At 34.7% G+C, this 10,381-nt stretch carries 8 protein-coding genes and 1 pseudogene; 7 read left to right on the top strand and 2 right to left on the bottom strand.

Annotation, left to right across the window (positions count from 1 at the left end; all coding sequences use genetic code 11):
* Positions 1-72: 72 nt before the first annotated feature.
* From KHA87_RS15970 to KHA87_RS15940, 7 genes and pseudogenes are all read left to right on the top strand, one after another.
* A protein-coding gene (locus KHA87_RS15970) for an IS3 family transposase (protein WP_213093131.1) occupies positions 73-1,223 on the top strand; the annotation gives its coding sequence in 2 pieces (ribosomal slippage) (positions 73-313 and positions 313-1,223; 1,152 coding nt in all).
* 943 nt (positions 1,224-2,166) lie between these two features.
* Entirely contained in the window at positions 2,167-2,541 is a 375-nt protein-coding gene (locus KHA87_RS15965) for a YciI family protein (RefSeq protein ID WP_213095127.1), read from the top strand.
* Positions 2,542-2,809: 268 nt separating this feature from the next.
* Positions 2,810-3,478 (top strand): Type 1 glutamine amidotransferase-like domain-containing protein, encoded by a 669-nt coding sequence (locus KHA87_RS15960; RefSeq protein WP_213095126.1) that lies wholly within the window; start codon positions 2,810-2,812, stop codon positions 3,476-3,478.
* 725 nt (positions 3,479-4,203) lie between these two features.
* On the top strand, positions 4,204-4,644 hold the full coding sequence (locus KHA87_RS15955) for a cell wall hydrolase (protein ID WP_213095125.1): 441 nt from the start codon (positions 4,204-4,206) through the stop codon (positions 4,642-4,644).
* A gap of 299 nt (positions 4,645-4,943) precedes the next feature.
* Positions 4,944-5,984, top strand: coding sequence for a DUF3231 family protein (locus KHA87_RS15950; protein WP_249310422.1), 1,041 nt, complete (start codon positions 4,944-4,946; stop codon positions 5,982-5,984).
* Positions 5,985-6,064: 80 nt separating this feature from the next.
* Positions 6,065-6,509: pseudogene (locus tag KHA87_RS15945) on the top strand (hypothetical protein).
* A 251-nt stretch (positions 6,510-6,760) separates the two neighbouring features.
* The gene (locus KHA87_RS15940; protein ID WP_213095124.1) at positions 6,761-7,267 is read left to right on the top strand and encodes a GNAT family N-acetyltransferase; all 507 of its coding nucleotides are present in this window, start codon (positions 6,761-6,763) and stop codon (positions 7,265-7,267) included.
* A 768-nt stretch (positions 7,268-8,035) separates the two neighbouring features.
* Here the strand turns inward: KHA87_RS15940 and KHA87_RS15935 are convergent.
* Both KHA87_RS15935 and KHA87_RS15930 read right to left on the bottom strand, forming a co-directional pair.
* Positions 8,036-8,434, bottom strand: coding sequence for a multidrug DMT transporter permease (locus KHA87_RS15935; RefSeq protein WP_213095123.1), 399 nt, complete (start codon positions 8,432-8,434; stop codon positions 8,036-8,038).
* A gap of 922 nt (positions 8,435-9,356) precedes the next feature.
* Positions 9,357-10,286 carry a DMT family transporter gene (locus tag KHA87_RS15930; protein WP_213095122.1) on the bottom strand — a complete coding sequence of 310 codons (930 nt, stop codon included), beginning with the start codon at positions 10,284-10,286 and terminating at the stop codon, positions 9,357-9,359.
* Positions 10,287-10,381: the final 95 nt, after the last annotated feature.

The following is a 10,381-nucleotide window of genomic DNA, read 5'->3' as shown; positions in this document are numbered from 1 at the left end:
ATGGTGCTAGTATAGTTCCGTGGACACAACTTAGTTAAGTGCTAAAATAGAACAACGAAAGGTTGTGTCCATATGGGAAACAAAAATACAGGCAAAAAATATAATGAAGATTTTAAAAAAATGGTCGTTGATTTATATAACTCTGGTAACTCAGCTAAAGATTTAAGTAGCGAATATGGCGTTTCTGAAGTAACTATTTATACATGGATTAAGAAGTTTTCACCTATGGAAACAGAGGATGGAACATCAATTACCTCTGATGAGATTGCCAAAATGAAAAAAGAAATGCTCCGTCTCCAGGAAGAAAATGAAATCTTAAAAAAGGCTATGGCCATATTTGCGAAAAAGTAAAAACAACTGAGTTGATAAAAGTAATTGTAGATCTTCAAGACCAACATGACACACAAACACTGTGTGGTGTACTTGGTATTGCCAAAAGCACCTTTTACCAGTCATTCAAAAAAACAGAGTCTAACCGTGAACGTGAGAACAAACAACTAACGAAAAGAATCAAAGAGATTTATAGAGAAAGTAAAATGCGTTACGGCGCGCCTAAAATTCACAACCTCCTAGAAAAAGAAGGATATAATGTGAGTGTGAAGCGTGTACAACGGTTAATGAAGGCCGCTGGCCTTTTCTCCATTGTAAAGAAGAAATTTCGTCCTCAATCTAGTAAAACGAAGGTGATGGAGCGTGAAAACCTGCTAGATCAAGACTTTACTACCTCTACTATCAATGAAAAATGGGTTGCTGATATCACATATATAAACACGCTGAGAGACGGTTGGTGTTATCTTGCTTCCGTCATGGATTTGCATTCTAAAAAAATCGTTGGATATTCATTTGGACGTAAAATGACGACTGATTTGGTAATAAGTGCTTTAAATAATGCTTTGGATACTCAACATACAAGAGAAGGGTTAATCCTGCATTCCGATTTAGGTTCCCAGTATACCAGTGAAGATTTTCAAAAGCTTTGCGAAACAAGAAAGATAAAACAATCCTTCAGTAAAAAGGGCTGCCCATATGATAATGCCTGTATAGAATCATTTCATGCCATTTTAAAGAAGGAAGAAGTCAATCATGTTACCTATTTAGACTACAAAACTGCGAATCTAGCAATATTTCAATTTATCGAAGGTTGGTATAACCGTAAAAGAATTCACAGTGGTTTAGACTACAAAACACCACAAGATATTGAAGATCAAACAAAAACAGCATAAAGCTTGTGCAGCTCAAACCTAGCTGGATATCCACCGCACTCATGGTTTTACATGGAGTGGAGGGCATGATAGCTTTGATGGCATTGCCAAGTTTTATGAAAGCTGGCTTATTGGCTGGAAAGTCATACCCGCAGAGGCTCCATGTCAAACTAGCACGATACAAACAGCTTACATCTTAATAATCACAAAGACTTAACTTTTTTGTGTCCAAGATATTGACTCAAATCCAAGATGTATTACTCTCTTATATCTTTAGTAGTAAAACTAGCACTTTTAAAATAAATTCATTGCGCACATTTGCTTATGTATTTGATCAGTTTGATTTATTTTTTTATGAAGTGCTTATGGTCTACGTACAAAATTATAACTACATTTATAATCCCGAAACGATAATTACCCTGCTTTATATGTCAATTCCCTTAATACTACTATCCTTCCTTCTTCAGCTATCCTTGTTTCCTTAGTTTTAGTGAATCATCATCATTTTGCAATTTCCAATTACTAATTCATGTGTTTTGTTTCCACATATAAATTTCGATTTGAGAAAACTGAAACAAAGTAAAAAGTAAGGTAACGATAACCTTACTTTTTAAACGAAATTTACAAGTACTAAAGAGTGACAAGAAAGATGTATAATAGTTTACTAAAAAGCTCTTGTTTTTTTAAGTGCTATTTAATATTCTTATAAGGTAGTGGGGTGTAAAGGCTTAGAATTCCTTATCATGCTATTCTTTCGGCAGAAATAAGCATTGATTAAGTTAAAATTGGAATTCTCGCGTATAAATGGTGCAAGAGTTGAAGATCCAGCTACCAATTTGGTGGCTTTTTCTTATTCGACTAAAGGGTCAGTTTAGTTTAAGAAGGAATTATTTAAAACTCGTAGAATTTCGTAGTTTACACGACTAATTGATAAGCTAAAGATCCAATTAAAAGGAGATTAAAGATGAAATTCTTGTGTTTTGGATACTTAAGTCCAGAAAAAATGAATGTTTTCCCGAAAGATGAAATAGAAGCTATTATGAGCGAATGTAGCCCCCACCTTCAGAAGTTTTATATGAGTGGTCAAGTGATGATGGATGTTGGTGTGGAAACGGAAGTAAAATCCTTACGGCGAGTGAACGGAAATATTAAGGTAACGGACAACGCTTTAGTCGAGTTCGATGAGAGAATAGGTAGTGTGTTCCTAGTAGAGGCAAATGATATGGAAGAAGCAATACGTATCGCTTCTTTACATCCGACCACACAGTTGGATGCTGGAGAGGAATTAGGCTGGAGGATAGAAATTAGGCCAGTACATTATTTCGAAAAGAGTGAGTAAAAGTACGTAACCTTGTATTCCTTTAACGAGGAATGCTTTTTTTTATTGAACAAACGGGGCGAATAGTTGAACAAGGATTTATATAAGTTTTGTAGAATTGTAAAGTATAGGACAGATTGAGCTTCACCAGGTATTTGAATAGACAAATAAGGTAAACATCTGATTAACAATGATTCAATTGAAGTGTTGTAATCATTCATAAAGCTAGGGTGCTAACTTAGAAGTATGAACAAGTTTGTCAGTACCGAACAAAGACAGGAGTGAAGTTATGAAATTTCTGCTTACATCTGGAGGCATCAATAACAAAAGCATACACGACGCTCTGGTTGACATGCTGGGCAAGCCAATTGCTGACTCCAACGCACTGTGCATCCCCACTGCGATGTACGGACACCCTTGGGTTGGCCCTGGCGTCAAAGCCTGGCAGTTCATCAGTGGGAAAGAAGAGAATCCCATGGTCGACCTCGGTTGGAAGTCCATCGGCGTGTTGGAGCTCACAGCGCTTCCAAGCATCGACGAAAACCGCTGGATACCACTGGTTCAGGAGACAGATGTACTGCTGGTGTCAGGCGGCGACGCCCTTTACCTGTGCCACTGGATGCGTCAATCTGGGCTGGCAGACCTTATTCCGTCACTGAACTCAGTCTATGTGGGAATGAGTGCTGGGAGCATGGTGATGGCACCTAACATAGGGGAATACTTCGTTGGCTGGACTCCACCAGGTGGTGGTGATGAAACACTGGGACTGGTTGATTTTTCAATCTTTCCGCACCTGGATCACGAGATGCTGCCGGGAAACACCATGGCTGCCGCAGAGGGATGGGCAGCCGGGATGCAGGGACCTGCGTATGCGATTGACGATCAAACCGCAATAAAAGTAATCGAAGGAGCTGTAGAAGTTTTATTCGAAGGGAATTGGAAACTTTTCACACCTTGATCATACTATACGCCAGTTTCTTTGTATAATCTCGTGGGATAGTCGGATAGTTTGAAAATAAATAGAAACTTAATGGCGCGATTCTTCAATATAGAAGAATCGTTTTTTCTTATTCCACTAACGGGGACTTTAGTTGAATAGGATTAAGCAAGTTTTCTCCAGCTTCTAATCAAACATGAATTAGTTAAGTTAAAAATTGTGATATATGGATAATAAGTAAAATACCTTTTTTAAAATGTAATCAATCGATCCTGTAACAATTATTACAACTAGTAAAGAAGTTTATTTTTTATCATCTAAAATAGCTTTCTTGAGTTTATAAAGTTTTACACGCATAACGGTAAAGAACTATTTTTTCATACAAAAATTTTTTGTAGTGTCTAGATACATGAAAGTGACTACTTTACACTAAAGTAAGTTACTAATGTACACCAATAATTAATGTACTGAAACATCTATGTAAATCCTTAAGTAAAAAAGCTTGAACTAGGTTGAAGGAAAATCAGGTGAATCCTGGTTACCCTTCGTTCTTTTTTTATTGACAGCAGATTGTGAAGAAATGCACTTAAACTAATGGACAGTATAGTAGAATAAAGGTATAAAAAGAATGCAATAGTTTTCATTTTACTTAAAAACTATTTGCTATAAAAACTAATCATTCTTTTTATACAAACAATGACATGAATGTAGGCTTTTTTTCATAACTATATTTTTGGGGTGATAAAATGCCAAGGGTAAATTATCGAAGTTATGAACTGAGCGAAATGGCAAGGATGATGAGAGCAGAAGCTGAAGGTGAAGGAAAGCAAGGAATGTTATATGTTGGAAATGTAATAGTAAATCGGTGTGTAGCAAACTGTTTAGACTTCAAAGATGTAAGAACCATTCATGATGTAATATTTCAAGTACAAGGTGGAAATTATTCTTTTGAAGCAGTTCAAAAAGGAAATATTTTTTATCAAAGAGCAAGAACATTCGAAAAAAGATTAGCAAAACAAAATTTGAATTATTGGAGAGAACACCCAGCGAAATTTGCACTATGGTATTTTAATCCACATGGTCCATGTCCTCCAACATGGTATGGTCAACCTCATACTGGTCAATTTAAAGAACATTGTTTTTATGAACCACAACCTGGAACATGTGATAGTGTTTATATGGGTTAAGCTTACTCTTTGATTAGGCTTTTTTCATGTTCAAATATTTAAATAAAATCAATCTTTAGTAATAGTTTTATACAAGAAATAAAGATTGTGAAACATTATACTTAAACTAATAGGGGCTTTAATTTATGATCCAGCTGCCATTTCGGCGGCTTTTCTTATTGAACAAAAGGGGCAGATTAGTTGAAGAAAATGGATTGTTTTACCTTTCATTATTGTTATAAGTTTAGGGTGAAATTCATTGAGTTTAGATTATTTTCCAATGGGAAACCTAAATAAAAATAAGGAAAAGGGGATTACTGATGGATATTATTAACCCAATGGACATAATGGAACCAATTAACTTAAGTACATTTGAATTAGACGAATCGCAACCATTTACTTCAATTGAAATGGCTAAACTTTGGGCTACTTATATGGGAAACAGTATGTCCACTCAAATTTTGACGTATTTTCTTCAACATTGTGAAGATGAATATATTAGGAAGATAGTGAAAAATGCACTAACTTTATCTAAGGATTTTAAGCAAAGGGTAGAAGATTTTTTAAAAAAAGAGGGCGTTGCTATTCCAGTGGGATTTACTCAAGATGATGTAAATTTAGGTGCCCCCCGTTTATACGAAGATGATTTTTATCCGCAGTACATTAAATATGCTGCTAAGGCAGGTCTTAGTTTATATGCAGTAGCAATTCCGTTAGTAATGAGGGAAGATGTTAGGGAATTTTTCGTTTATGCTAATCAATGCACTACTATCCTATTAGGACAAATAAATAATGTTATATACGATAAAAAATTAATTGCAAAACCTCCTATTCTTCCTATACCTAAAACACCTGATTTTATCAATAAACAAAGCTATTTAAACGGTTGGTTTGGGCATGTTCGACCTTTACATGCTATGGAAATTACTCATCTTTACGATAACATTGAAAATAACAGAACAAGTAAAGCTTTATTATTGGGATTTTATCAGACGGTTAGGGACGAAAAAATAAAAGCATTATTTAAACGGGGTTTAGAGATGACTGACAAAGCAGTAAAGCAATGTGTTGAAAAGCTTCAGGCAGAAAACTTACCTACTCCGTCATTCATTGACCATCTGGTTACAACGTCAAACAATCCGCCTTTTTCCGATAAAATTATGTTATTTCATAAAGTGGACATGTTCTCCATGAAGATAAGGTCATTTGGAAATTCAATAGCGGTAAACGGAAGAAGAGATATTAGTGCATTGTATCTTAGAACTACGACTAATGTTAGCTTGTTTGTTGACGATGGTGCCAATATCTTAATTGATAAAGGTTGGTTTGAAACACCGCCATTGGCATATGATAGAACATAATTTTCAATTGAAAAGCTGAAACACCTCCAATAGCAGCTAGTTGAATGAAAAAAAGACTTTTAGAAAAGGAATAGGACAATGTGGCGAACAAAAAAGATGCGTTGTTATGGAGTATTGCACTTCCTGGGTTTGGTCAACTTCTAAACGGTAAACCATTAAAAGGTATTGTTTTTGTGTTATTAGAATTTCTCATAAATGTTCAAGCAATTTTAATTAAATAATAATTTTAAGTTTTCGTAGGGAGATTGAAAAAGCGATAGAACATACTGATTATCAATGGTTAATGTTTTATCCATGTCGTATTTTTTTGCGATGTGGGACGCATTTAAAGATGCAGAGGGAGAAACAGGAAAGAATACTTTTCTACCGTTTGTATTTTCAGCGTATTTTGTAACAGTTGGTTGTATATATTCATAAAAATTAAAGATATTTGGGGTATTATTCGGTCCTGTTTGGCTTCCAATCCTATTTGTAATACCAGGATTAATTGTCGGTTTAATAATAAACAAAATTAGTAAACAATAAGTTCCGTTCTTCAACAAACAGGGGCATTAATCCAAGAAGGATTAATGCTTTTTTTGTTGAAGTTATTAAGCTAACGGGAAGATCTGTTATAGAATGAAATTAATTTTAAGTATGGAAATAATGGAGATAATTTAAGTTTTTTTCGATACTAAAATTGAAACATTTTTTATAAAATAATATTTATTTTCTACTAACAAGTAAAATAAATTGTTTCTCGTGAGAATATCTTGACTTGAAAAGGAGGTTATAAAATGACAGATAAATTCTCGGCAATGAATTTTGAAATAATAACTGAACGGCTTTACTTGAGTATGTGGGAGAAATCAGATGCATCCTGGTATAGGGAACTTGTTGGGGAACGGGGCGTTGCTAAGCCAACTCTTGAAGCTGCTCTCAATAATGTTATCAGTTTACGCGAAAGAGCACTGGAAAGTGGTATAAGTCCACTCACAATCCGACGCAAAGATGAAGGAGATATTATTGGATATTGCGGGTTAATTATCGGTCGTTCTACTATTGAAGAGCCGGAAATTGCTTATGAACTGTTCCAAAGAGTCCACGGAAATGGCTATGCAACTGAAGCCGCATCGGCAATTATAGAAGCTGCGGTCGCCACTGGACGGCGACGTCTGTGGGCTACTGTGGGTTCTTGGAATATTGCTTCCTTTCGAGTTCTTGAAAAGATTGGTTTCATTCGCCACCATAGTACCTGGAAAGAGAATGGAGAAGAAGTTGTTTGGAACATGCGTGATCTTTAGATAACAAAGGTTTGTTTTGCGAATAAACACTATTCGATTATGAAGATTACATATATAGAATACTGAATTCCAAAAGTGAAAGTAGACTGATAGCTTTATGTAATATCAGAAACACTTGAATGAGTTACCTTTTTTATTTTGTAAGAAATATGCACATTAATTAACAGATGCTTTCCTTAAATAATAAGGGTGGTTTTTTTTGTACAAAAAGTTGCTTTTTTATATAACCAGGAGAACTTTTTCTTATTATATAAACGGTGAGTACTCCTGTAATAATTGAAAATGAATCTAAAGTTTGTGATCAAATGAACTTAAACTATTGAAGACATTTCTTTAAGGGAAGCCTTTTTTCTTATGTTACAAAAGGGGCAGGTTAGTTCAACAGTGATTTTTAACTTATGTTCAACAATCGGGCCAGATTGTTGAACAAGATCAAAGTATCTAAATTAGACTTTTAAATAGAAAAAAAGACATTCTTTTCGAAAGTCTTTAACTTGTGAATAAATTCATAAACCATCTCTTTAAAACAAAGGGAAAACAAATAAAAAAGCTTGAAAAGATTTATCATTATTTTAAAAGATTAGACCGCTAGATACCTATAATCTTTAACTTGAATTCTCATAATGGAATAAAATGAAAAATTCCTTCTTTCAATATAAAAGTAGGAATTTTTGTCGTTTTAATATCCTTAGGGTTGCTCAAAAGACTAGTTCAGCATAGTGAACTTAAAAAGAGAGACCCCCAATATAAATCCCCGTTTACTATGCGTTAGACAGACATTTTTGATTGATTGCTTAAAGGATTCGAGCGCATAACCAATGTAAACCAGACGGCAAACCCAAGATAAACTAATGTCAAAATAACGAATATGAAATGAAACTGCTCCGCCAACTGCCGGATTAGAGCAAAAAAGACAACGATGTAATGTATTAGATTTCCCAATACGACAGGTTTGTTATAGATGCCGCCGATCAGGGCAGAACGTTTAAACCAGTTCAACATTGCGAACCCTAAATATAGTCCTCCGATGATTTGCAGAAGAATCAGAGTAATGGGTGAAGGGTCAGTCCCTAATATTTTTGAAATTTCTTCGGGAATAAAGGTTCCTGCCAACCCCAACAAACCCATCATCACGGCACTACTACTCAAAAGCCATTTTGTTTTCATTTTGTTTCCCCTTTTCATCTAAACTTGGAATTTTCTAAACAGCAACCAGAGAATTCTAAACAAGGCATGTGTTAGCTTCAAACCTAGAGGCATAAAATTGCTTCCCTTTAGGAGATCGATGAAAGTTTTAGACATTTTGGGCGAGAAGGGTGTGACATCAAATGTTCATGTAAACGAGTTCTTTTATTCCATAAGAGTCTCCACTAAACACAACAATCGTTAAATTAGCCTTTATATAACCTCTGGATAGGTAATTTATTATATTCGAGGAAACTCCAATTTTTACCTTCAAGCAAGAGCTAGCTTCAACAAATTTTGACGTTCCCTAATCAAGAGCATTTCAGTAGCAAGAATGACTTTCTTTTCTCATGTTTTAGGCCATGCTGGCTTATAACTCGTTGGAGTACCACTTTTCATTCTTGCAAAATTCTTTGAATGGATTTTCTAATTAGTCCAGCTATTCAACAATCGGGCGCGATTGTGGATTAAGCAAGTTTTCTCCAGCTTCTAATCAAACATGAATTTGTTGAGTTGAAAATTGTGATATATGGATAATAAGTAAAATACTTTTTTATAATGTAATCAATCGATCCTGTAACAATTATTACAACTAGTAAAGAAGTTTATTTTTTATCATATAAAATAGTTTTCTTGAGTTTAAAAAGTTTTACACGCATAACGGTAAAGAACTATTTTTTCATACAACAATTTTTTGTGGACTAGAAAAGAAAGATGTACCGTTGAAAGTTATATCGTTTATAAAAAAAGTTGCACTGTTTTACCCCTTTGGATAATTTTGTCTAAAGGGGTATTTTTATGTCCAACAGAAAAAGCACATCTAAAATGGATAAATGGATTTAAGATGATCTTTGCAAGGTAGATAAGAGGTTGTTCCCAATTATAGGTGCTAAGCCACTTATCTTTATGGCATGATTTCTGTTGTTATATTCTTTTCTTTTAATGTATTTGGCATGGATAGAAAGGTAACTGCGGATAGGATAAAGATTCCACCTAATAATTGATAAGCTCCAAAAGATTCGTTTAACCATAGGATGGAAACAATGGCTGTGACCAGTGGTTCAATACTGGATAATAGACTTGTTTCCGTTGCACTTAAGTATTTCAAACTCCCGATATAGAGAATAAAAGAGACTGTTCCGCTGATTATCACTAAGAGCATTATCGATAACGTGTTAACCGTTAATGATTGTGCCAAATGTACAATGCTAAACTCTTGTTTGTAAATAATCAAGGCAATGCCGCCAATTAACATTCCCCATCCAATAATGACAACTGTTCCCCATTCTTTAATTAGTGAAACAGGATGAAGCGTGTAAAATGTAAAGCCGAGGGTGGTCATTAGACCAAGGATAATGGCTTTTTTTGATAACACAACATTTTCTATTGAACCATTCGTAATTAGGAAAAAGGTTCCACCCAATGCTGCAATAACAGCCAGTAATTGCATTACTGTTGGTATTTTTTTTGTTTGCATTGCCACATAGATGGTTATTAAAATAGGGCCAAGAAATTGAAACAGTACTGCTGTAACCGCATTACTGACATGGATGGTTTCAATAAAAGCGTACTGTGCGCCAAGCATTCCCAAAACGCCAAAAATAATGAGTTGAATCCAATGTCGTGGATGCTTCCAAATACCAAATATATTTTTATTAGTGAGGAACAACAGCGATAAAGTTAAGGTTCCAGCTAACATTAATCGTATAGTGAGAAAGTTATTCGATGTAAGATCACTATTTTGAAAAAGCCATTGAATCATCGGTCCAGATATTCCCCATAATGTCGCCCCGCTAATAATCATTAATAGTCCAACAAAACGATTTGTTTTCATGATGAATACCTCCTTGTTGAAAAATTTCTTAATTCCAATTAATAGAATGCTTTTACAGTGGTATTATAATTAGAAACTGACATTATGTTTAGGGT

It is taken from the genome of Bacillus sp. FJAT-49736 (genome assembly GCF_018343615.1).
GTDB lineage: Bacteria > Bacillota > Bacilli > Bacillales > Bacillaceae_C > Margalitia.
The sequence above is the reverse complement of the archived record's forward strand: the minus strand, read 5'-3'. Positions and strand labels throughout refer to the sequence as shown.

Coding starts and splice junctions, on each gene's coding strand:
- KHA87_RS15965 (WP_213095127.1), top strand. CDS start 2,167: ATGAAATTCTTGTGTTTTGGATACTTAAGTCCAGAAAAAATGAATGTT.
- KHA87_RS15960 (WP_213095126.1), top strand. CDS start 2,810: ATGAAATTTCTGCTTACATCTGGAGGCATCAATAACAAAAGCATACAC.
- KHA87_RS15955 (WP_213095125.1), top strand. CDS start 4,204: ATGCCAAGGGTAAATTATCGAAGTTATGAACTGAGCGAAATGGCAAGG.
- KHA87_RS15950 (WP_249310422.1), top strand. CDS start 4,944: ATGGATATTATTAACCCAATGGACATAATGGAACCAATTAACTTAAGT.
- KHA87_RS15940 (WP_213095124.1), top strand. CDS start 6,761: ATGACAGATAAATTCTCGGCAATGAATTTTGAAATAATAACTGAACGG.
- KHA87_RS15935 (WP_213095123.1), bottom strand. CDS start 8,434: ATGAAAACAAAATGGCTTTTGAGTAGTAGTGCCGTGATGATGGGTTTG.
- KHA87_RS15930 (WP_213095122.1), bottom strand. CDS start 10,286: ATGAAAACAAATCGTTTTGTTGGACTATTAATGATTATTAGCGGGGCG.